Annotated in this window: 21 protein-coding genes; 12 read left to right on the top strand and 9 right to left on the bottom strand. The window is 72.5% G+C overall.

The window, feature by feature from the left end:
* Window positions 1-57 precede the first annotated feature (57 nt).
* Window positions 58-1521: a leucyl aminopeptidase gene (locus AAEM63_RS09410; protein WP_341361263.1), complete on the bottom strand. Its 1464-nt coding sequence runs from the start codon at window positions 1519-1521 to the stop codon at window positions 58-60.
* A 44-nt stretch (window positions 1522-1565) separates the two neighbouring features.
* Here AAEM63_RS09410 and AAEM63_RS09405 point away from each other — a divergent pair, with 44 nt between their 5' ends.
* Genes AAEM63_RS09405 through AAEM63_RS09395 form a run of 3 tightly spaced genes read left to right on the top strand, consistent with a single transcriptional unit; the run spans window position 1566 to window position 3473 of the window.
* Window positions 1566-1919, top strand: a complete 354-nt coding sequence (locus tag AAEM63_RS09405) for a hypothetical protein (protein WP_341361262.1) — start codon at window positions 1566-1568, stop codon at window positions 1917-1919.
* A complete protein-coding gene (locus tag AAEM63_RS09400; RefSeq protein WP_341361261.1) occupies window positions 1916-2416 on the top strand; it encodes a hypothetical protein in 501 nt (166 codons plus the stop codon). Before AAEM63_RS09405 ends, AAEM63_RS09400 begins: the two co-directional genes overlap by 4 nt.
* A 1-nt stretch (window position 2417) precedes the next feature.
* Window positions 2418-3473: a quinone-dependent dihydroorotate dehydrogenase gene (locus AAEM63_RS09395; protein ID WP_341361260.1), complete on the top strand. Its 1056-nt coding sequence runs from the start codon at window positions 2418-2420 to the stop codon at window positions 3471-3473.
* 116 nt (window positions 3474-3589) lie between these two features.
* Here AAEM63_RS09395 and AAEM63_RS09390 read toward each other — a convergent pair whose 3' ends face one another.
* Both AAEM63_RS09390 and AAEM63_RS09385 read right to left on the bottom strand, forming a co-directional pair.
* On the bottom strand, window positions 3590-4603 hold the full coding sequence (locus AAEM63_RS09390; RefSeq protein ID WP_341361259.1) for an aldo/keto reductase family protein: 1014 nt from the start codon (window positions 4601-4603) through the stop codon (window positions 3590-3592).
* 22 nt (window positions 4604-4625) lie between these two features.
* Entirely contained in the window at window positions 4626-5195 is a 570-nt protein-coding gene (locus AAEM63_RS09385; RefSeq protein ID WP_341361258.1) for a DUF3043 domain-containing protein, read from the bottom strand.
* Window positions 5196-5236: 41 nt separating this feature from the next.
* Between AAEM63_RS09385 and AAEM63_RS09380 the strand changes: the two genes are divergently transcribed.
* From AAEM63_RS09380 to AAEM63_RS09350, 7 genes are all read left to right on the top strand, one after another.
* Window positions 5237-6595: a dipeptidase gene (locus AAEM63_RS09380; RefSeq protein WP_341361257.1), complete on the top strand. Its 1359-nt coding sequence runs from the start codon at window positions 5237-5239 to the stop codon at window positions 6593-6595.
* Between the two features lies 1 nt (window position 6596).
* The gene (locus tag AAEM63_RS09375; RefSeq protein WP_341361256.1) at window positions 6597-7784 is read left to right on the top strand and encodes a glycerate kinase; all 1188 of its coding nucleotides are present in this window, start codon (window positions 6597-6599) and stop codon (window positions 7782-7784) included.
* A 145-nt stretch (window positions 7785-7929) separates the two neighbouring features.
* On the top strand, window positions 7930-8283 hold the full coding sequence (gene erpA, locus AAEM63_RS09370; RefSeq protein WP_123919077.1) for an iron-sulfur cluster insertion protein ErpA: 354 nt from the start codon (window positions 7930-7932) through the stop codon (window positions 8281-8283).
* 109 nt (window positions 8284-8392) lie between these two features.
* Complete coding sequence (locus tag AAEM63_RS09365; protein WP_341361255.1) at window positions 8393-9355, top strand: FKBP-type peptidyl-prolyl cis-trans isomerase; 963 nt, start codon at window positions 8393-8395, stop codon at window positions 9353-9355.
* Between the two features lie 436 nt (window positions 9356-9791).
* Window positions 9792-10553 carry a cytochrome c oxidase subunit II gene (gene coxB, locus AAEM63_RS09360; protein WP_341361348.1) on the top strand — a complete coding sequence of 254 codons (762 nt, stop codon included), beginning with the start codon at window positions 9792-9794 and terminating at the stop codon, window positions 10551-10553.
* The gene (gene ctaD / locus AAEM63_RS09355) at window positions 10553-12370 is read left to right on the top strand and encodes a cytochrome c oxidase subunit I (protein ID WP_341361254.1); all 1818 of its coding nucleotides are present in this window, start codon (window positions 10553-10555) and stop codon (window positions 12368-12370) included. The genes coxB and ctaD overlap by 1 nt, the downstream gene beginning before the upstream one ends.
* The gene (locus tag AAEM63_RS09350) at window positions 12367-12843 is read left to right on the top strand and encodes a cytochrome c oxidase subunit 4 (RefSeq protein ID WP_341361253.1); all 477 of its coding nucleotides are present in this window, start codon (window positions 12367-12369) and stop codon (window positions 12841-12843) included. The genes ctaD and AAEM63_RS09350 overlap by 4 nt, the downstream gene beginning before the upstream one ends.
* 232 nt (window positions 12844-13075) lie before the next feature.
* Here AAEM63_RS09350 and AAEM63_RS09345 read toward each other — a convergent pair whose 3' ends face one another.
* The 5 genes from AAEM63_RS09345 to AAEM63_RS09325 form a co-directional block, all read right to left on the bottom strand.
* Complete coding sequence (locus tag AAEM63_RS09345; protein WP_123919070.1) at window positions 13076-13702, bottom strand: superoxide dismutase; 627 nt, start codon at window positions 13700-13702, stop codon at window positions 13076-13078.
* Window positions 13703-14003: 301 nt separating this feature from the next.
* Complete coding sequence (locus AAEM63_RS09340) at window positions 14004-15773, bottom strand: cytochrome bc complex cytochrome b subunit (protein WP_341361252.1); 1770 nt, start codon at window positions 15771-15773, stop codon at window positions 14004-14006.
* On the bottom strand, window positions 15770-16819 hold the full coding sequence (locus tag AAEM63_RS09335; RefSeq protein WP_341361251.1) for a Rieske 2Fe-2S domain-containing protein: 1050 nt from the start codon (window positions 16817-16819) through the stop codon (window positions 15770-15772). The genes AAEM63_RS09340 and AAEM63_RS09335 overlap by 4 nt, the downstream gene beginning before the upstream one ends.
* Entirely contained in the window at window positions 16816-17601 is a 786-nt protein-coding gene (locus AAEM63_RS09330; RefSeq protein ID WP_341361250.1) for a c-type cytochrome, read from the bottom strand. Before AAEM63_RS09330 ends, AAEM63_RS09335 begins: the two co-directional genes overlap by 4 nt.
* A gap of 56 nt (window positions 17602-17657) precedes the next feature.
* Window positions 17658-18293 carry a heme-copper oxidase subunit III gene (locus AAEM63_RS09325; RefSeq protein ID WP_341361249.1) on the bottom strand — a complete coding sequence of 212 codons (636 nt, stop codon included), beginning with the start codon at window positions 18291-18293 and terminating at the stop codon, window positions 17658-17660.
* A gap of 292 nt (window positions 18294-18585) precedes the next feature.
* Between AAEM63_RS09325 and AAEM63_RS09320 the strand changes: the two genes are divergently transcribed.
* Together AAEM63_RS09320 and trpD are read left to right on the top strand one after the other, a co-directional pair.
* Window positions 18586-19020: a hypothetical protein gene (locus AAEM63_RS09320; protein WP_341361248.1), complete on the top strand. Its 435-nt coding sequence runs from the start codon at window positions 18586-18588 to the stop codon at window positions 19018-19020.
* Window positions 19017-20075 carry an anthranilate phosphoribosyltransferase gene (gene trpD / locus AAEM63_RS09315; protein ID WP_341361247.1) on the top strand — a complete coding sequence of 353 codons (1059 nt, stop codon included), beginning with the start codon at window positions 19017-19019 and terminating at the stop codon, window positions 20073-20075. The genes AAEM63_RS09320 and trpD overlap by 4 nt, the downstream gene beginning before the upstream one ends.
* Before the next feature lie 7 nt (window positions 20076-20082).
* Here the strand turns inward: trpD and AAEM63_RS09310 are convergent, their stop codons facing one another.
* Window positions 20083-20361, bottom strand: coding sequence for an Lrp/AsnC ligand binding domain-containing protein (locus AAEM63_RS09310; RefSeq protein ID WP_123919056.1), 279 nt, complete (start codon window positions 20359-20361; stop codon window positions 20083-20085).
* Between the last annotated feature and the right edge of the window lie 20 nt (window positions 20362-20381).

Here is a 20381-nt window from a genome sequence, read left to right as displayed (position 1 = left end):
CGCGGCGGCGGACCCGGCCGGTGCCGCGCCCGGTCGCCGGGCGCGCCACCGAGACGGCTACCGGGCGGCCGCGGCCTCGAGCAGGCCGAGGAGCGTGCGCAGCCCCATGCCGGTCCCGCCCTTGGGGGTGTAGCCGAAGGGCTTGGAGTCGTTGTAGGCCGGGCCGGCGACGTCCAGGTGCGCCCACGGGGTGTCCCCGGTGAACTCCTTGAGGAACAGACCCGCGACGAGCATGCCGCCGAACCGGTCGCCCATGTTGGCGATGTCCGCGACCGGTGTCTTCATCGACTCGCGCAGCTCGGCCGGCAGCGGCATGGGCCAGAGCTGCTCGCCGCCGGCCTCCGCCGCGGCCACGACCTGCCCGCGCACCTCCTCGGATCCCATCACCGCACCCACCCGGTTGCCGAGGGCGACCATCTGGGCGCCGGTGAGCGTCGCGATGTCCACGAGGACGTCGGGGTTCTCCTCCCGGGCCGCGACGAGCGCGTCGGCCAGGACGAGACGGCCCTCGGCGTCGGTGTTGAGGACCTCGACGGTGGTCCCGCCGCGGATCGTGATGACGTCGGAGGGGCGCTGCGCGGTGCCGGAGGGCATGTTCTCGGCGAGCGCCAGCCAGCCGGTCACCCGGATCGGCAGGGCGAGCTCGGCGGCGGCGAGCACGGTGTGCAGGACCGTCGCGGCGCCCGCCATGTCGCACTTCATCGTCTCCATGCCCTTGGCCGGCTTGATGGACAGCCCGCCCGAGTCGAAGGTGATGCCCTTGCCCACGAGGGCGTAGTGGGCGCGGGAGCGGGCGGGCGCGTACTCGACCCGGACCAGGCGCGGCGGGCGCACCGAGCCCTGCCCGACGGCGAGGAGGCCGCCGTAGCCGCCGTCGGCGAGGTCCTGCTCGTCCAGGACGGTCACCGTGACCGCGCTGCCCTCGGCGGCCGCCCTCGCCTCGTTGGCGAAGCTCGCCGGGTACAGGTGGGCGGGGGAGGCGTTGACGAGGTCGCGCACGCCGCGCACCGCAGCACCGACGACCCGGGCGCGCTCGGCGGCCGCCCGCGCGGCCTTGTCCTTCGCGGCCGGGGTGGCGACCTCGACGCGCGCCACCGGCGCGGGGTCGGAGGTCTTGTAGCGGTCGAAGCGGTAGGCACCGAGCAGGGCGCCCTCGGCGACGGCGCCGACCACGGCAGCGTCCTCGGCGGGCAGCGCGAGGACGACGTGCTCGGTCCCCGCGAGGGAGCGGACGGCAGAGCCCGCCGCCCGGCGCAGCGCCTCGTAGGTCAGGTCCTCACCGACACCGGCGAGCACGAGGACGTCCGCGGAGACGCCGTCGACGGCCGGGATGCGCACCACCTCGTCGGCGGTGCCGCTCACGCCGAGCGCGGGCAGCAGCGCGGCGAGGGCGGAGGCGGCACGCCCGGGGAGGACGTCGCCGAGCAGCCGGGGGCCGTCGGTCGTCCGGGCGACGCCGACGACGAGGGCGTCGGCACCGATGCGGGCAGGGTTCTTCGAGGTCAGGTCGAGGTCGGTCACCGTCCGATGCTAGCCCGGCGGCCCGGGGGCGATAATCTCGCCGGGTGCTCACGACCGTCGTCCTCGCCGCCGCCCTGGCCGGCGCGCTGGCGCTGTGGGCCGCCTGGTTCGCGCTGAGGGACCGTCCGGTGGTGCTGCGCCAGCTGGTCGCGGGCGGCGCCGTGGAGGTCGCACTCCTGGCGCAGATCGTCGTGGGGATCGTCGCCGCCGCCGGCGGCAGGTCCCCGGCGGACCCCTGGACGTTCTGGGGCTACGTGGTCACTGCGGTCGTGCTGCTGCCGGTCGCCGCGGTCTGGGCGATGGCGGACCGGACACGGACGAGCTCTGTCGTCCTGCTCGTGGCGTGCGTGGCGATCATGGCCATGCAGGCCCGGGTCTGGCAGGTGTGGGCAGGATGACCGAGGAGGACGACATGACCACCCGCGAGGACGTCCGCGAGCCGGGGTACGCCCCGGTGAGCACGACGTCGACCACCGACACCCGGCGACCGGCCTACGGCCTGGGCCGCGTGCTCATCCTCGTGTACGGCATCTTCGCGGTCGCGGCGACGGCGCGCGCGACGGTCCAGCTGCTCCGGGACGCGGGGGAGGCCCCCGTCGCCTACGGCCTCTCCGCGCTGGCCGGCGCGGTGTACGTCGCCGCGACGGTGGCGCTGGCCCACAACGGCCGCCGGATGCGGCGCGTGGCGTGGGTGGCGGTGGGCTTCGAGCTGGTGGGCGTCGCCGTCGTCGGCACGCTGAGCCTGACCCGGCCCGACCTCTTCCCCGCGGACACCGTCTGGTCGCGCTACGGCAGCGGCTACGGCTTCGTCCCGGCGGTGCTGCCGGTCCTGGGCCTGGTCTGGCTCTACGTCTCGAGCCCGGCGCGGGTGGCCGCCCGGGCCGAGCGGCGCTGAGATGTACCAGGTTCTCTTCCGCACCCTCGCGCTGCGCCTCGACCCCGAGCGGGCGCACGTCCTGGCCATGGGTCTGATCCGGTCGGTGGCGCGCGTCCCGGGACTCGCGGGCGCCGTCCGCGCCACCCTCGGCCGGCGACCCGGCCGACCCGTCCCGGCCAGGTCGGCCGGCGGGCCCCTCACGCGGCCGGTCCCGGGCGTCCTCGGCCTCGCCGCGGGGATGGACAAGGACGCCGACACGGTGCTGGGGATGGACATGCTCGGCTTCGGTTTCGTCGAGGTGGGCACCGTCACCGCCGTCGCCCAGCCGGGCAACGACAGCCCCCGGCTGTGGCGCCACGTCGACCGGCGTGCCCTGCGCAACCGGATGGGCTTCAACAACCACGGCGCCGCCGCAGCCGGCGAGCGGCTGCGCCGGCTGCGGGGGACCCGGCGGGGGCGCGCGGTGGTGGTCGGCGCCAACATCGGCAAGAGCAGGGTGACCCCGCTCGAGAGCGCCGCGGCGGACTACGTCACCAGCGCCCGGGCGGTGGCCCGGTGGGCCGACTACCTCGTGGTCAACGTCTCCTCGCCGAACACCCCGGGCCTGCGCGACCTCCAGGCGGTCGACGCGCTGCGGCCGATCCTCGCCGCGGTCCGCGACGCGGCACGGGAGACGGCCGGGCGCGAGGTGCCGGTGCTCGTGAAGATCGCCCCCGACCTCGCCGACGCCGATCTCCACGCCGTCGCGGACCTGGTCCTCGAGCTCGGTCTGGGCGGGGTGGTGGCGACGAACACGACGATCGACCACGACCTGGGCCCGGGCGGCCTGTCGGGCGAGCCGCTGCGCGCCCGCGCGCTCGACGTGGTCCGGCTCCTGCGGACGCGACTGGGGGAGGGACCGGTGGTCATCGGCGTCGGGGGCATCACCACCCCGGCCGACGCCGAGGCGATGCTCGACGCCGGCGCGGACCTCCTCCAGGCGTACACGGCGTTCATCTACGAGGGCCCGGCCTGGCCGGGACAGCTCAACCGGGCCCTCGCCGGCCGCGCGGCCCGGGGGCGCGGCGGCCGCTGAGGGCCTGCGGGCCGCGAGCGGCTGCCGGCGGGCAGCGGGCGGCGGGCGCCGACGGCATGCAAGCCGGGGGCGGCGGCCGCGGAGGGCACGGGCCCCCGCGCGGCCGCCGGGGCCGATCAGCTCGGCCGCGTGTGCGGGGCGTTCTCCCAGGTCTTCGCCGGGTCGCGGACGACCCGGTCACCGAGGGTCTCGTCGATCCTCGCCATGAGCTCGGCCGGGATCCGCACGCCCGAGGCGACGACGTTCTCCGCGACCTGCTCGGGCCGGGAGGCGCCGATGATGGCCGCGGCGACGTTGTCGTTCTGCAGGACCCAGGCCACGGCCAGCTGGGCCATCGTCAGGCCGAGCTCGTCCGCGACCGGCCGCAGGTCCTGGACACGGGTGAGGAGGTCGTCGTCGAGGAAGCGCTTGATCGTGTCCGCGCCGCCCTTCTTGTCGGTCGCCCGCGACCCCTTGGGCAGCTTCTCCCCGGGCAGGTACTTGCCCGTCAGGACACCCTGGGCCACCGGGGACCACACGATCTGGGACAGCCCGAGCTCGCTGGAGGTGGGGACGACCTCGTCCTCGATGACCCGCCAGAGCATCGAGTACTGCGGCTGGGAGGAGATGACCTGGAAGCCCAGCTCCTTGGAGTGGTCGTGGGCGAAGCGGATCTGCTCGGCGGTCCACTCCGAGACGCCGATGTACAGGGCCTTGCCGGCGCGCACGACGTCGGCGAAGGCCTGCATCGTCTCCTCGATCGGCGTCTCCACGTCGAAGCGGTGCGCCTGGTAGAGGTCGACGTAGTCGGTGCCCAGGCGCCGGAGCGAGCCGTCGATGGACTCCATGATGTGCTTGCGCGACAGGCCCGAGTCGTTGGGACCCTTCGGGCCCGTCGGCCAGAAGACCTTGGTGAACAGCTCGAGGGACTCGCGGCGCTGGCCCTTGAGCGCCTTGCCGAGCACCTTCTCGGCCTTGCCGTTGGCGTAGGCGTCGGCGGTGTCGAACGTGGTGATCCCGGCGTCGAGGGCGGCGTGGACGCAGGATGTCGCCACCTCCGCGTCGACCTGGGAGCCATGGGTGAGCCAGTTGCCGTAGGTGATCTCGGAGATCTTCAGGCCGGAGCGGCCGAGATAGACGTGGTTGACCATGCCCTCGATCGTAGGTGCCCGCTCAGGCCGGGTACTCCCCGCGCCCGACCTGCGGACGGGGCTGGCGCATGCGACGGAAGTAGAAGCTGCGCGTGAACGCGTAGAACCCGGTCCACCGGGGCACCTTCTCCTCACCGAACCGCGCGGCGAGCTTCTTCTTCAGCCGCCACACCATGAACAGGGAGTCGGCGATCGCGAGGACGAGGACGCCGTACATCGCGAGCACGAGCCCGCCGGCCAGCTGGGGGTACGCGCCGGCGAACATCATGACGACGATCATCACCAGCGCGAGGGGCAGGAAGAACTCGGCCACCGACCAGCGCGCGTCGACGTGGTCGCGGGCGTAGCGACGGACCGGGCCCTTGTCCCGCAGCGGGAGGTACCGCTCGTCGCCGGTGCGCATCGCCTCCTGCTGACGGGCCCAGGCCTCGTTGCGCTGCTCGCGGGCGCGGCGCCGGGCCTCCTTGCGGTCCTCGGGCACGAGGGGCCGGCGGTTGCGCGCCTCGGCCTGCTTGCGCCTCGGCGTGGGGCGGCCCTTGCCGGGGAGGACAGGTTCCGGCTCTGGCTCGACGGGGGTGCGGCGTCCGATCACCCCAGCAGGGTAGTCGACGCGGCGGCGGTAGCCTCGACGCCGTGACTGGAGTCGACGATCTCGCCCGGCGCACCCGTGAGGCCTTCCCCCGGGTGCGCGCCGACCTGGAGGACCTGGTGCGCATCCCCAGCGTCTCCTCCGAGGCGTTCGACCAGGCGCACGTGCGCGCCTCGGCGGAGGCGGTGGCGGCGCTGCTGCGCGGCGCCGGCATGGCCAACGCCGAGGTCCTCGAGGTGACCACCGACGGACGGACCTCCCGCCCCGCCGTGGTGGCCCACCGGCCCGGCCCGCAGGGCGCGCCGACGGTGCTGCTCTACGCCCACCACGACGTCCAGCCCCCCGGGGAGGCCGCGGGGTGGACCTCGGACCCCTTCGAGCCCGTGCAGCGCGGCGAGCGGCTCTACGGCCGCGGCGCCGCGGACGACAAGGCCGGGGTCATGGCCCACGTCGGCGCGCTGCGTGTGCTCGGGGACGAGCTCGGGGTGGGCGTGACGGTCTTCGTCGAGGGGGAGGAGGAGATCGGCTCGCCGACCTTCACCGACTTCCTCCACGCCCACCGCGACCGTCTCGCGGCCGACGTCATCGTCGTCGCGGACTCGGGGAACTGGCGCATCGGCGTCCCGGCCCTGACGACGTCGCTGCGCGGGCTGGTCGACTGCGAGGTGGAGGTGCGGGTGCTCGACCACGCCGTGCACTCGGGCATGTTCGGCGGTCCGGTGCTCGACGCCGTCACCCTCATGGCCCGCCTTGTGGCGAGCCTGCACGACGACGCGGGGGACGTCGCTGTCGCCGGTCTCGTCGCCCGTGACGACGCCGACGTCGACTACCCCGAGGCCGACCTGCGCGCCGACGCCTCGGCCGTCGACGGCTACCGTCTCGCCGGCACCGGGGCGCTGAGCGCGCGCATGTGGACCAAGCCGGCGATCTCCGTCATCGGGCTGGACGCGACCTCCGTCGCGCAGGCCTCGAACACCATCGCACCGGTCTGCCGGGCCAAGCTCTCGATGCGCATCGCGCCGGGTCAGGACCCCGCCGAGGCCGAGCGGCTGCTCCACGACCACCTCCTCGCCCACGCGCCGTTCGGCGCACGCGTCACGGTCACCCCCGGCGAGCGCGGCCAGGCGTTCGACGCCGGCGGCGACTCCGAGGAGATGCGCACGGCCCGCTGGGCCTTCACGCAGGCCTGGGGCCACGAGCCCGTGGACATCGGCGTGGGCGGGTCGATCCCGTTCATCGCCGAGCTCCGGGAGGTCTTCCCCGAGGCGAGGATCCTCGTCACCGGGGTGGAGGACCCCGACTCCCGTGCCCACAGCGAGGACGAGTCCGTCCACCTGGGCGAGCTCGAGCGGGTGGTCCTGGCCGAGGCCCTGCTCCTGGCACGTCTCGGCGGCCGGGTCTGAGGTGCGGGTCCTCGTCGCACCGGACCGGTTCGCCGGGGCCGTCACCGCCGCCGTCGCGGCCACGGCGCTGGCCGAGGGGTGGCGGGAGAGCGTCCCGTCCGACGTCGTCCGGGCGCTGCCGCTGTCCGACGGCTCCGCCGGGCTGGTCGACGCCGTCGGCGCGGCGCTGGGCGGTCGGCTCGTCCCGGTGACCGTCCCGGGCCCGCTCGGCGCCGCCGTGCCCGCCACGGTCCTGCACGTGCCCGGCCAGGCGGGCGGGACCGCCTTCGTCGAGGCGGACCAGGTCCTCGGCACCCACCTCGCGGCGGACCGCGCCGAGGCCGCGGTCCGGAGCACCACCGGCGGGCTCGGTGCGCTCGTCCTCGCCGCCCTGGCCACCGGGGCCGGCCGCGTCGTGGTGGGCCTGTCGGTCCCAGCGGCCGCCCACGACGGCGGGGCCGGACTCCTCGCGCAGCTGGCGGGCATGGCCGGGGCGGAACCGCTCACGAGCGGGGGGCTCGCCCTGACGGGCCTGACGCCCGCCGGTGCGGCGGCCGCGGTGTCCGCCGCCCGGGAGCGGCTCGCCGGCGTCGACCTCGTCCTGGCGCTGAGCGACGACGCCCCCCTGCTGGGGCTGCACGGCGCCGGTGCCGTGCTGGGGCAGGACCCGGCGGTCGGACCGGTCCGCGCGCAGGACCTCGAGCGGGCGCTGGGGCACGGGTGCGACGTGCTGGAGCGCGCGGCGCCGCCGATCCCGCGCCGTTCCCTGCTCGCGGTCGAGCCCCGGTCAGCCGGTACCCGGCTGGCCCGCTCACCGGGCACCGGGGCCGGGGGCGGCAGCGCGTTCGTCCTGCAGCTGTTGGGCGCCCGCCCCCTGCCCGGGGCCGAGGTCGTCGCGACGGCGGTGGATCTCGCCGGTGCCGTCGCGGAGGCGGACCTCGTCCTGACCGGGGCGGCCGTCCTGGACGCCCGGAGCCTGACCGCGTCGGTGGTCGCGACCGTCGCGCGCGCCGCACTCCCGCGCGCGCTGCCCGTCGTCGCCGTCGCCGACGAGGTCCAGACCTCCCGCCGGGAGGTCTCCCCGCTCGGCATCAGCGCCACGTACGAGGTGCTCGACGCCGGACGCCGCGGGCGCCGCCCGGGGGCGGGGGAGGGGCTGGGCGCCCTGCGGGCGCGTGGGGCGCGGATCGCCCGGACGTGGTCGGTGTGAGCTCGCCCCGGGGCGGCGGTGGGATCGGTCACGATCGGCACGGATCGTGCGTCCGGACGCACGCACGACGTAGGCTGGCCCGGAACAAGGTCGCCCCCGGTGCAGTTCATCTCAGCGGGAGCCCATCGACGAAGCGGAGATACCCATGAGCGAGTCCACCGAGCAGCTCACCACGCACGGCGTGGAGCTCACCGACGTCGCGGCCACCAAGGTCAGGACCCTCCTCGAGCAGGAGGGGCGCGACGACCTGCGCCTGCGCGTCGCCGTCCAGCCCGGCGGGTGCTCCGGCCTGATCTACCAGCTGTACTTCGACGAGCGGGTCCTCGACGGCGACGCCGTCCGGGACTTCGGCGGCGTCGAGGTCGTCGTGGACCGGATGAGCGTGCCCTACCTCGACGGCGCGACGATCGACTTCGCGGACACCATCGAGAAGCAGGGCTTCACCATCGACAACCCGAACGCCACCGGCTCCTGCGCCTGCGGCGACTCGTTCCACTGAGCCACCCCGCCCCGCGCACGGCCCCGCCGGCCATGCCGGTCGGGGCCGTCGTGCTGCCCGGGGGGCGCTCGAGCGCCGCCCACCGCCTGACCACCCCCGAGGAGACACCGTGCGCCGCCCCGTAGCCCTGACCAGCCTGGCTCTCGCCGCTGCCCTGACCCTGGGAGCCTGCTCCTCCGGCGACGGCGAGGAGTCGCCCACGGCCGAGGGGACGACCAGCGCCTCCGCGGAGGCCACCCCGCCGGGCGACGAGCTGCCCACCGTGGCCGGCGCCTTCGGGGAGACCCCGGAGATCACGTTCCCCGGCAGCGGCGCGCCCGCCGAGCTCGAGGTCGAGGTCCTCGAGCCTGGCGACGGTGCCGAGGTCGGCGCGGACGACTACGTCGTCGCCAACTACGCCGGACAGGTGTGGGACGGCGAGGTCTTCGACAGCTCCTTCGAGCGCGGCGCCCCCACCGGCTTCAGCCTCAACCAGGTCATCCCCGGCTGGAAGGAGGGCCTGACCGGCACCCACGTCGGCGACCGGGTCCTGCTGTCCATCCCGGCCGAGCTCGGCTACGGCGACAACCCCCAGGGCGGCGTCATCGAGGCGGGCGACACCCTCGTCTTCGTCGTCGACGTCGTGGGCGCCTACGCCCCGGACGCGACCGGCCAGGCGGACGCCACCGCCGTCGAGCCCGCACCCGAGCTGCCCGTGACCGTCGAGGGCGCCCCGGGGGAGGTCCCCAGCGTCACGGTCGACGAGGGCGCCCCCGAGCCCACCGAGCCGGTCGTCACCGTCATCGCCAACGGCACGGGTGACGCGGTGCCCGCCGAGCCCGGCTCCACCGTCGTGGTGCAGTTCGCCGAGACGCTGTGGGACAACAGCCAGAGCGCGAACACCTGGGAGACCTCCGGTGTCACCGGTGTGACCCTGGGCCAGGGCTCCGTCTTCGACAAGCTCGCCGGTGTCCCGGTGGGCTCGCGCGCCGTGATCCAGATTCCCGGCACGCCCGCCAGCGACACCGCCGAGGCGTCGCCCTCCCTCGCCGCCGTCGTCGACGTGGTCGGGGCCCACGGCCCGACCTCCTGACCCGACCGGCCACGGCCCGGTGCGCCCCCCGCCGGGGGTGCGCACCGGGCCGTCGCCGTCCCGCGGCGGGTGAACCGGTCATACCGGTCACCGGGGAGCGTCCGGAGGTGACAGAACGTCAAATTCGGCGTCCGGAACGCCCGTCGGTGGCGCCTCACGAGGCTGTCGACCGGTAGTGTTCCCCCGAAGGACGAAGGTCCCGGGTCCGTGCGCGCCGACGGCGTCGGTGCAGGCGACGGGAGCCGGCGGCCCCTCGTCAAGACAGCTGCAGCACCGCGTCGGAAGGTCTCATCCCGTGCGTACCCCGTCTCCGCCACCCCGGCGCCCTGGCGTGCGCGCCCTCCTCCTCGCCGCCGGCGTGGGGCTGGTCGCCACCGCGTGCGCCCCCGCGGACCAGTTCCCCAGCGAGCCCGGCAAGGGCGTCGACGTCGGCTTCCTGCCCAGCGAGCGGGGCCTGACCGACCGCACCGCGGGCATGATCGACCTGTGGAACGGGTCGTGGCTGGCAGCGCTCGTCGTCGGTGTGCTCGTCTGGGGATTGACGATCTGGGTCGTCGTGGCATACCGGCGGCGCAAGGACGACCCCGAGCTCCCGGTCCAGCTGCGCTACCACGTGCCGCTTGAGCTGATGTACACGGTGGTCCCGATCCTCATGATCGGCACGCTGTTCTTCTTCTCCACACGTACCACCGGCGAGTTCCAGGACACGGCCGCCGAGCCGGACCTCGAGATCGAGGTCTACGGCAAGCAGTGGAGCTGGGACTTCAACTACCTCAGCGAGGACGTGCACTCCTCCGGTGGCCAGGTCGCGCTGACGGGCGAGGTGGGGGTGGAGGAGACCCTCCCGACGCTGTACCTCCCGGTGGACGAGACGGTCGAGTTCACCCTCCGTTCGCGCGACGTCGCCCACTCCTTCTGGATCCCGGCGTTCCTCTACAAGCTCGATATCATCCCGGGTCGGACCAACACCTTCCAGGTGACCCCCCAGCGCGAGGGCACCTTCTCGGGCAAGTGCGCCGAGCTGTGCGGGGAGTTCCACTCCGAGATGCTCTTCAACGTCGAGGTGGTCGACCGCGCCATGTTCGACGAGCAGATGGACGAGCTGCGCGCCGCCGGCCAGACCGGGCGGCTGGGCGAGGAGCTCAACCGGCGCTACCTCGTCACCGACGACAACGCCACGGAAGGGAGCCAGGACTGATGGCAAAGACAGCCGACGCCCGACCAGAGGTCGTCCCCGGCCTGCAGCCCCACAAGCAGAGCCTCGGCAAGATCGTCGTGTCCTGGGTGACATCGACCGACCACAAGGTGATCGGGTACATGTACCTCGTCGCCGCCTTCGTCTTCTTCATGATCGGCGGGGTCCTCGCGCTGCTCATACGTGCGGAGCTCTTCGAGCCGGGCATGCTGCTGCAGTCCAAGGAGCAGTACAACCAGTTCTTCACCATGCACGGCACGATCATGATGTTCCTGTTCGCGACGCCGCTGTTCACCGCGTTCGGCAACATCCTCGTGCCGCTGCAGATCGGTGCGCCCGACGTGGCGTTCCCGCGCCTGAACATGTATGCATTCTGGCTGTTCCTGTTCGGTGGGCTCGTCACGGTCGCGGGGTTCCTCACCCCCAAGGGCGCGGCGAGCTTCGGCTGGACCGCCTACACCCCGCTGTCCAACGCCACGTTCTCCCCGGGCGTCGGTGGTGACCTGTGGATCCTCGGCCTGGCCATGACCGGCTTCGGGACCATCTTCGGCTCGGTGAACTTCATCGCGACGATCATCACCATGCGCGCGCCGGGCATGACGATGTTCCGGATGCCCATCTTCACCTGGAACATCCTCATCACCTCGATCCTCGTGCTCATGGCCTTCCCGGTGCTGGCGGCCGCGCTCTTCGGCCTGAGCGCCGACCGGCTCCTGGGGGCGCAGATCTACAACCCGGAGGCCGGCGGCGCGCTGCTCTGGCAGCACCTCTTCTGGTTCTTCGGCCATCCCGAGGTCTACATCATCGCGCTGCCGTTCTTCGGGATCATCTCCGAGGTCATCCCCGTCTTCTCCCGCAAGCCGATCTTCGGCTACAAGGGCCTGGTCTTCGCCACGATCTCCATCGCGGCCCTGTCCGTGACCGTGTGGGCCCACCACATGTTCACCACCGGCGGTGTCATGCTGAGCTTCTTCTCGCTGATGACGATGCTCATCGCCGTGCCCACCGGGGTGAAGTTCTTCAACTGGATCGGCACGATGTGGCGCGGCAAGCTCTCGTTCGAGACGCCCATGCTCTACGCCCTTGGGTTCCTCGTGACCTTCCTCTTCGGCGGGCTCACGGGCATCATCCTGTCCAGCCCGGCGATGGACTTCCAGGTCCAAGACACCTTCTTCGTCGTGGCGCACTTCCACTATGTCGTCTTCGGCACCGTGGTGTTCGCCATGTACTCGGGCTTCTTCTTCTGGTGGCCCAAGTGGACCGGGCGGATGCTCGACGAGAAGCTCGGCAAGATCCAGTTCTGGATGCTGTTCATCGGCTTCCACGCCACCTTCCTCGTCCAGCACTGGCTCGGTGCCCAGGGCATGCCCCGGCGCTACCCGGACTACATGCCTGAGGACGGGTTCACGCTCTACAACCAGATCTCCACGATCGGCGCGGTGCTCCTGGCCGCCTCGACGCTGCCGTTCCTCTACAACGTCTACAAGACCTCGCGCGGCCCGCGCACCGTCTTCGTGGACGACCCCTGGGGCTTCGGCAACTCCCTGGAGTGGGCGACGGCGTCGCCCGTCCCGCGGCACAACTTCACCTCGCTGCCCCGCATCCGGTCCGAGCGCCCGGCCTTCGACCTCCACCACCCCGAGGTCGCCGCGCTCGACCACCCCGAGCCGAACAGGGACTTCCTCGACTCCATGCTCGCCGGTCCCGAGACGGCCGACGCCGCGGACGTCGTGGCCGAGCGCGCCGCGCGGCGCCCCGCCACGGGGACGGGTCTGCTCGAGCCGGGCCGCCGTGACGACGAGGAGGGGACGAGGCGATGACCGAGAACGACCGCCTGCACCAGCAGCGGCCGAGCGTCGAGGTCGAGAAGGGCCACGGCGAGCAGACCAGGCCGATGCGCGTCGAGGTGCTCCTCTTCAGCGCGTGGATCCTGTTCTTCATCCCGGTCGCGATCATCTACATGTGGCTCTCCGACGCCGAGCCAGTGGGGACTGTGGGGCTGTTCCTCCTCGGCGGCATGTTCGCGTTCTCCGGTGGCTACCTGTGGCTGACCGCGCGGCGGATCGACCAGCGGCCCGAGGACGACCCGCGCGGCGAGATCGAGGACCGCGCCGGCGAGGTCGGCACCTTCTCCCCGCACAGCTGGGCACCGCTCGTCATCGGGATCGGAACCATGCTGGCGTTCCTGGGCCTGGCGTTCGGCTGGTGGCTCACGGGTATCGGCGCCGTCGTGGCGCTCGTCGGCCTGGCCGGTCAGCTCACCGAGTTCTCCCGGGGCCAGCACAAGCACTGAGCCCGGTCCCGAGCCGCTCCACCGAGGGCCCCGTCACCTGCGTGGCGGGGCCCTCGTGCGTTCGTCCCGTGGGTGACCGCCCCTCGTCGCACACCTCAGCGGGCCGGTGCGCGGTCGCTGCCGGCCCGCACCCCCCAGGGGCCACGGGGCCACCGTCAGCGCGTACAGGGCCCCCAGGAGCGATCCTGGGGGCCCTGTGGGGCGTTGCACCGGCCGGGCCGGCGTGTGTGCGTCAGGCGGGGACGATGAGGCCCGAGGCCTGGGTCGTGGCGCGCGAGAGCCGCGCGGCGACGTCCTGCCAGTTGACGATGTTCCAGAACGCCTTGACGTAGTCCGCCTTGACGTTGAGGTAGTCCAGGTAGAAGGCGTGCTCCCACATGTCGAGCTGGAGCAGCGGGAGGGTGCCGACCGGGACGTTGTTCTGCTGGTCGAACATCTGGAAGATCACGAGACGGCCCGAGACCGAGTCGTAGGCCAGGACGGACCAGCCGGAGCCCTGGATCGACGTGGCGTTGGCGGTGAAGTGGCTCTTGAAGCCCTCGAAGGAGCCAAAGGAGTCCTTGATCGCCTCGGCGACCTCGCCGTCCGGCTCGCCACCACCCTCGGGGGAGAGGTTGTTCCAGAAGATGGTGTGGTTGATGTGCCCGCCGAGGTTGAAGGCGAGGTTCTTCTCGTAGAGGTTCACGGCGGCGAGGTCGCCGCTCTCCCGGGCGGCGGCGAGCTTGTCGAGGGCGGCGTTCGCGCCGTCGACGTACGTCGCGTGGTGCTTGTCGTGGTGCAGCTCCATGATCTTGCCGCTGATGTGCGGCTCGAGGGCGCTGTAGTCGTAGGGAAGCTCCGGGAGCGTGTACACGGCCATGAATTCTCCTCCTGGCTTGTCGTGGGTGCCGTGCTCCGGCACCTCTGCTCGTTCGGGGCGTGGCCCCGTCACGAGACCAACCTATTGCGTCACCGGTCGTTCCCGCGCGTCCAGCCCGCGGGCCGGGCCGAGCGGTCGGCGGGCCTGCCCGGGCGCTCGGCGGGCCGGCTGGTGCGGTCGGCAGCGAGGGTCGCCCGGCGGGGTGAGCCCTACGACGACGACGGCCGGGCCTCTGGGGCCCTACGACGACGGCGGCCGGGTCCCTGGGGGAGCCGACCGCCGTCGTGGTTGCGCGAGAGCGTCAGCGCTTGGTCAGCGTCGCCACCGAGGTGCTGCGGCGGCCGGTGCCGTCGTCGTGGTGGCCCTGGGAGACCTCCATCTCCACGCCGATCGACCCGCCGTGGATGGGCTTGCGGGGGCCGTCGTCGCCCTCGACCTCGTCCGCGAGGTGGTGCACCGCGGCGAGCTCGGCGGGGGTGAGGGGCTCGACCCGGTCCTCGTAGAAGAAGCGGGAGAGCCGCTGGCGGAGGGCGTCCATGCGGTAGCCCGGCCGCTCGACCCCGTTGCGGTCGGTGGCCGGCTCGATCTCCATCGGGCGACGCGGCTCGTGGGCGACGAGGATCCAGCGCTCCTCCGGCGTGAGCGGCTTGTGGACCTCCATGAAGGCACCGTTCGGGAGCTGGACGACGCGGCCCGTCTCGTGGCCGTGCAGGGCGAGCTCGCGGTCGCGGCGCTGGAGCGCGAGCGCCATGCGCTTGGTGACCACGAACGCGAGCACCGGCAGGACGAAGATCGCCACGCGGAAGAACCACGTGATGTCGTTGATCGCCAGGTCGAAGTGCGTCGCGAGGAGGTCGTTGGAGCCCGCCAGGACGAGCACGACGAACGCCGTGATGATGGCGACCCCGATGCCGGTGCGGACCGGGGCGTTGCGCGGCCGGTCGAGGACGTGGTGCTCGCGCCGGTCGTTGGTCGCAGCCGCCTCGATGAACGGGTACGCCCCCAGGAGGGTGAAGAGGATCCCGGGCACGACGATGGCCGGGATGATGACGCTGAGCGGGATCGAGAACCCGGCGACGACCCACTCCCAGCCCGGCATGAGCCGCAGGGAGCCCTCGAGGAAGAGCATGTACCAGTCCGGCTGGGCGCCGGCCGAGACGGGGGAGGGGTCGTACGGGCCGTAGTTCCACACCGGGTTGATAGAGATCGTCGCGCCCATGATCGCCAGGAAGCCGAACACGATGAAGAAGAACCCGGCCATCTTGGCCACGTAGAGGGGGAACGCGGGGTAGCCGACGACGTTGTGGTCGGTGCGGCCCGGCCCCGGGTACTGGGTGTGCTTGTGCACCACCATGAGCAGCAGATGCACGGTCACCAGGGCGATGAGCAGAGCCGGGATGAGGAGGATGTGCAGGGTGAAGAAGCGGGCGATGATGTCGGTCCCGGGGAACTCCCCGCCGAAGATCGCGTAGCTCGCGTAGGAGCCGATCACCGGGATCGACTTCACGACGCCGTCGGTGATCCGCAGACCGTTGCCGCTCAGGACGTCGTCGGGCAGGGAGTAGCCCGTCAGGCCGGCCGCGAGGCCGAGCAGCAGCATGACGAACCCGACGAGCCAGTTCATCTCGCGGGGCTTGCGGAAGGCGCCGGTGAAGAAAATGCGGAACATGTGGATGACGATGCCCGCCATGAACAGCAGCGCGGCCCAGTGGTGCATCTGCCGCATGAGCAGACCACCCTTGACGTGGAAGGACATGTTCAGCGTCGAGGCGTAGGCCTCCGACATGGCGACCCCGGCCATCGACGCCGGCAGGGCGTCCTCCGGGTAGGTGGTGTGTGCCATGGACGGCTCGAAGAACATCGTGAGGAAGATGCCCGTGAGGATGAGGACGACGAAGCTCCACAGTGCGATCTCGCCGAGCAGGAACGACCAGTGCTCGGGGAAGACCTTGCGGGAGATGAACTTGACGGCCTTGGCCACCCCGACGCGGTTGTCGAGGTAGTCGGCGGTCGCGGTGACCGGCTTCGACGGGGCGTACCCCGCCGGGGTGCCGTGGGTGGAGGTGCTCATCTCAGGCGCTCCCAGAAGGTCGGGCCGACGGGTTCGGTGAAGTCGCTGCGGGCGACGAGGTAGCCCTCGTCGTCGACGGCGATCGGCAGCTGCGGCAGCGGGCGGCCGGCGGGGCCGAACACGACCTTGGCCTCGTCCGCGATGTCGAAGGTCGACTGGTGGCACGGGCACAGCAGGTGGTGGGTCTGCTGCTCGTACAGCGCGACGGGGCAGCCCACGTGGGTGCAGATCTTGGAGTAGGCCACGATCCCGTCGTAGGACCAGTCGGCCCGCTCGGGCCGCTCCTTGAGCACGCGCGGGTCGAGCCGCACCAGCAGGACGACCGCCTTGGCCTTCTCCTCGTAGTACTCCTCCTCCTCGGACAGGCCGTGGGGGATGACGTGGAAGACGGAGCCGATGGTGACGTCGGTGGCGCGGATGGGGGTGTCCTCCGGGTCACGGGCGAGCCGGCGGCCCACCGACCCGTCGGGGAGGGTGCCGACGAACCCCTCGGGGTGGTCGCCCCACACGGTGTGCTTGAGCTTGGAGACGTTCCAGTCGCCGCCGAGACCACCGACGAGCGGGACGAGGATCGGCAGCGGCGCGAGGGCCGCGGCCCCGACGAGGGCACCCTTGAGCAGGGGCCGCCGGGCGATCCCGGAGTCGTCGATGCCGTCGACCATCATCTGCCCGGCGACCGCACGGGTGTCGGCGTCGGAGCGCTGGGGGTGGCGCTGCTCGACCCGCTCCATGTTGTTCATGAGCGACTTGGACCAGTGGATGGCGGCGACGCCGATGCCGAGCATGCCGATGCCGAGCCCGAGCCCGAGCACGAGCGTGGCGGTGCGCACGGAGCCGAGGGTGTCTTCGGAGGGGATGAGGAAGTAGGCGACGACGGCGACGAGGGAGGCCAGCGTGGAGATGCCGAACAGCATGACCACCTGGCGCTCGACCAGGCGGGCCTCGCGCGGGTCGACGTCGCTGAGCCGGGGCTTGTGCTCCTCCACGCCGGGGTTCTCGAAGCGCTCCGGCAGGGCCGGCGGGGCCGTGGGACGGTCGATGCTCATGAGGACTTCGCTCCGATCCACACACCCATGCCGATGAGACCGCCGATGCCGATGACCCATGCCCACAGACCCTCCGACACCGGCCCGAGGGAGCCGAGGGTGATGCCGCCGGGGGAGGTCTCGCGCTGCTCGTAGAGGTAGGCGATGATGTCGCGCTTGCCCTCGGGGTCGATGTTGGCCTCGTTGAACACCGGCATGGACTGCGGACCGGTGAGCATCGCCTCGTAGATCTCGGTGGGCGTGGAGTCGTACAGCGACGGGGCGTACTTGCCCTCGCTCAGCGCACCGCCGGCCCCGACGGCGTTGTGGCACATGGCGCAGTTGGTGCGGAAGAGGGCCATGCCGCTCGCGGGGTCGCCCAGGGCCGGGTCGACCTGCTCGGCGGTGGGTACGGCCGGCCCCGGGGCCAGGGACGCCACGTACGACGCGACGAGCGCGATCTGGTCGGGCGTGAACTGCGGCTCCTTGGCCTCCGCCTGCGGGGAGTTGTTCGCCATCGGCATACGCCCGGTCGCCATCTGGAAGTCCACCGACGCCGCGCCCACACCGACGAGGGACGGCGCGAGGTCGGTGCCCTCGGCGTCCATGCCGTGACAGGTGGCGCAGTTGGCCCGGAACAGCTGTTGCCCGGCACCGACGGTCTGGGCGCTGGCCGCGGCCGGGGCGGCGGTGGCGCTGCGGGGGGCCAGCACGGCGTACAGGGCCCCCGTCAGGAGCAGGGCGAGCAGCACGAGGACGGCCGGCGCGAACCGGTTCCTCCTGCTGGCGGCGAATGCCTTCACGATGGTCGTCCTCGTTCGGGTCGGTGGTGGGCAGGTGGTCGGTGTGCGGGACGGGGTTACCGCAGGATGTAGATGACGAAGAACAGCGCGATCCAGACGACGTCGACGAAGTGCCAGTAGTAGGAGGTCACGACCGCGCTGCCGGCCTCGAGGTGCCCGAACCGCCGCGCGGTGAAGGACCGGCCGAGGACGAAGAGGAACGCGACGAGGCCACCGATGACGTGCAGCGCGTGGAAGCCCGTGGTGATGTAGAAGACCGACCCGTACGAGCTCGTCGAGATCTTCGTGCCGTGCTGGATGAGCTCGGCGTACTCCGTGACCTGACCGGCGACGAAGACCGCGCCCATGATGAACGTGAGCGTGTACCACTCGTTCATGCCCCAGCGCAGGGGGTTGAGCAGGGATCCCGTCCGGGACTGCTGGAAGCGCTCCGCCGCGAACACGCCCATCTGGCAGGTCACCGAGCTGAGCACGAGGATGAGGGTGTTCCCCAGTGCGAAGGGGAAGTTCAGGGCGCCCGACTCGGCCGCCCACACCTCCGGCCCGGCGACCGAGCGATGGGTGAAGTACATCGCGAACAGGCCGGCGAAGAACATCAGCTCGCTCGAGAGCCAGACGATGACGCCGACCGACAGGGTGTTCGGCCTTGTCACCTGCACGTGAGCCGTGGGGGCAGCGGTTGTTGACGACACGGCGTCATTATGGCTCAGGTCGGGGCACCTGCGCCCACATTGCCCCGTGGTGAGTCGCGGAGATCGCCAGAAGTAGCGTAGTTCCGCGGAAAGATCGAGTAGCCATGACGAAGGTCCCGGCGGGGGCGCGGACCGCTCCGTCCCGGTATGCCCGGATCGACGGACGCACCGGCGAGCGGGGACGGACCGGCCACCGGCCGCGCACTAGCATGGGCGGGGGCCCGTCCGCGGCCCCCCAGCCCTGGAGCGGCCGGCTCGACCACGACCGCCCACCACGCCCGAGAGGACGACGATGACCAGCACGGAGACAGGCTCCGACCCGTCGGCGAACGACGAGCGCACCGTGGACCTGCTCGTCTACAGCGACGACGCCGACACCCGGCGCGCGGTGATCGAGTCGGTCGGGCGCCGGCCCGCCAAGGGCCTGCCGCGCGTGCGGTGGACCGAGGCCGCCACCCACGCCGGTGTGGTGAGCAAGGTCGAGCAGGGCTCCTTCGCGGTCCTGGTCCTCGACGGCGAGGCGGCCAAGGTCGGCGGGATGGCCATCGCACGCCAGCTCAAGGACGAGATCTACAACTGCCCGCCCGTGCTCATCCTCACCGGTCGCCCGCAGGACGCCTGGCTGGCGACGTGGGCGGAGGCCGACGCCGTCGTCGCGGCTCCCCTCGACCCGATCGAGCTGCAGGAGGCGGTCGCGGGACTGCTGCGCGCGACCGCGGCGCCGTGAGCGAACCCTGTGCCCGGACGTGGCCCGAGCTCGTCGCCCGGCTGATCGGCCGCGAGGACCTCACGGCCGCGGACACCGCCTGGGCGATGGACCGGGTGATGTCGGGGGAGACGGCCCCGGCCGTGCTCGCCGCGTTCCTCGTGGGCCTGGCGACCAAGGGCGAGACGGTCGAGGAGCTCCGCGGCCTCGCCGACGCGATGCTCGCCCACGCGACGCCGATCGACGTCGCGGACGACGTCGTCGACATCGTCGGGACGGGCGGGGACCGGATGCACACGGTCAACATCTCGACGATGGCCTCCCTGGTGGTCGCGGCCGCCGGCATCCGCGTGGTCAAGCACGGCAACCGCGCGTCGAGCTCGTCGTCGGGCTCGGCCGACGTCCTCGAGGCGCTGGGGGTCGACCTCAACCTCGACGTCCGCGGCGTCGAGCGGGTCTTCCGCGAGGTGGGCATCACGTTCTGCTTCGCCAACCTCTTCCACCCCTCGATGCGCCACGCCGCGCCGACCCGCCGCGAGCTGGGCGTCGGGACGTCGTTCAACGTCCTCGGCCCCCTCACCAACCCCGCACGGCCACGCGCCTCGGCGATCGGGGTGGCCGACGCGCGCACGGCCCCGCTGGTGGCGGGGGTGCTCGCGGCCCGGGGGACCGACGCACTGGTGTTCCGCGGCCGCAACGGGCTCGACGAGCTCTCCACCACCGCGCTCAACGACGTGTGGGAGGTGCGCGACGGCCTGGTGCACGCGAGCACCGTGGACGCGGTCGGCGAGCTCGGCCTGCCCGCGACGACCGTGGCCGACCTGCGAGGACGCGACGCCGCCTACAACGCGGGCGTGGCCCGGGCGTTCCTGGCGGGGGAGGGCGGACCGGTGCGCGACGCCGTGCTGCTCAACGCCGCCGCGGCGATGGTCGCCAAGGGCGCCCTGCCCGGCACCGGCCCGGAGGACGGCGGTCTCGTCGAACGCCTGCGCGCCGGCATCGAGCACGGGGCGCGCGCGGTCGACTCGGGCGCGGCCGGCGACCTGCTCACCCGCTGGGTGGCGGCCACCCGCTGACCGGGTCTCAGTCCAGGCCGATGTGGAAGGCCTGCTCGAGGTCGTGGCGGGAGTACGCCTGGAACGCGATGTAGGTCTGCGTCCGCACGACGCCCTCGACCTTCCCGAGCCGGTCGGCCACCACCGAGGCGAGGTCCTCGTGCTCGCGCACCCGGGCGATCGCGATGAGGTCGATGTCGCCCGTGACCGAGTAGACCTCGCTGATGCCGTCGAGTTCGGCCACCTCCTGGGCGACCTCCGGGATCCGGGCGGCGTCGGCGTCGATGAGGACGATGGCGGTCAGCATGTGCGCTCCTTGGGGCGGTC

The sequence above is a fragment of the Georgenia sp. M64 genome (assembly GCF_038049925.1).
Lineage (GTDB): Bacteria > Actinomycetota > Actinomycetes > Actinomycetales > Actinomycetaceae > Georgenia.
Note: the sequence above shows the minus strand (reverse complement) of the source record. Positions and strands in the feature narration are given on the sequence as shown.

What these genes read in the sequence shown, in the direction of transcription:
- ctaD (WP_341361254.1), top strand. Translation starts at nt 10,553, where the DNA reads ATGGCAAAGACAGCCGACGCCCGACCAGAGGTCGTCCCCGGCCTGCAG.
- AAEM63_RS09335 (WP_341361251.1), bottom strand. Translation starts at nt 16,819, where the DNA reads ATGAGCATCGACCGTCCCACGGCCCCGCCGGCCCTGCCGGAGCGCTTC.
- AAEM63_RS09350 (WP_341361253.1), top strand. Translation starts at nt 12,367, where the DNA reads ATGACCGAGAACGACCGCCTGCACCAGCAGCGGCCGAGCGTCGAGGTC.
- AAEM63_RS09400 (WP_341361261.1), top strand. Translation starts at nt 1,916, where the DNA reads ATGACCGAGGAGGACGACATGACCACCCGCGAGGACGTCCGCGAGCCG.
- AAEM63_RS09390 (WP_341361259.1), bottom strand. Translation starts at nt 4,603, where the DNA reads ATGGTCAACCACGTCTATCTCGGCCGCTCCGGCCTGAAGATCTCCGAG.
- AAEM63_RS09395 (WP_341361260.1), top strand. Translation starts at nt 2,418, where the DNA reads ATGTACCAGGTTCTCTTCCGCACCCTCGCGCTGCGCCTCGACCCCGAG.
- AAEM63_RS09320 (WP_341361248.1), top strand. Translation starts at nt 18,586, where the DNA reads ATGACCAGCACGGAGACAGGCTCCGACCCGTCGGCGAACGACGAGCGC.
- AAEM63_RS09345 (WP_123919070.1), bottom strand. Translation starts at nt 13,702, where the DNA reads ATGGCCGTGTACACGCTCCCGGAGCTTCCCTACGACTACAGCGCCCTC.
- erpA (WP_123919077.1), top strand. Translation starts at nt 7,930, where the DNA reads ATGAGCGAGTCCACCGAGCAGCTCACCACGCACGGCGTGGAGCTCACC.
- AAEM63_RS09310 (WP_123919056.1), bottom strand. Translation starts at nt 20,361, where the DNA reads ATGCTGACCGCCATCGTCCTCATCGACGCCGACGCCGCCCGGATCCCG.
- AAEM63_RS09340 (WP_341361252.1), bottom strand. Translation starts at nt 15,773, where the DNA reads ATGAGCACCTCCACCCACGGCACCCCGGCGGGGTACGCCCCGTCGAAG.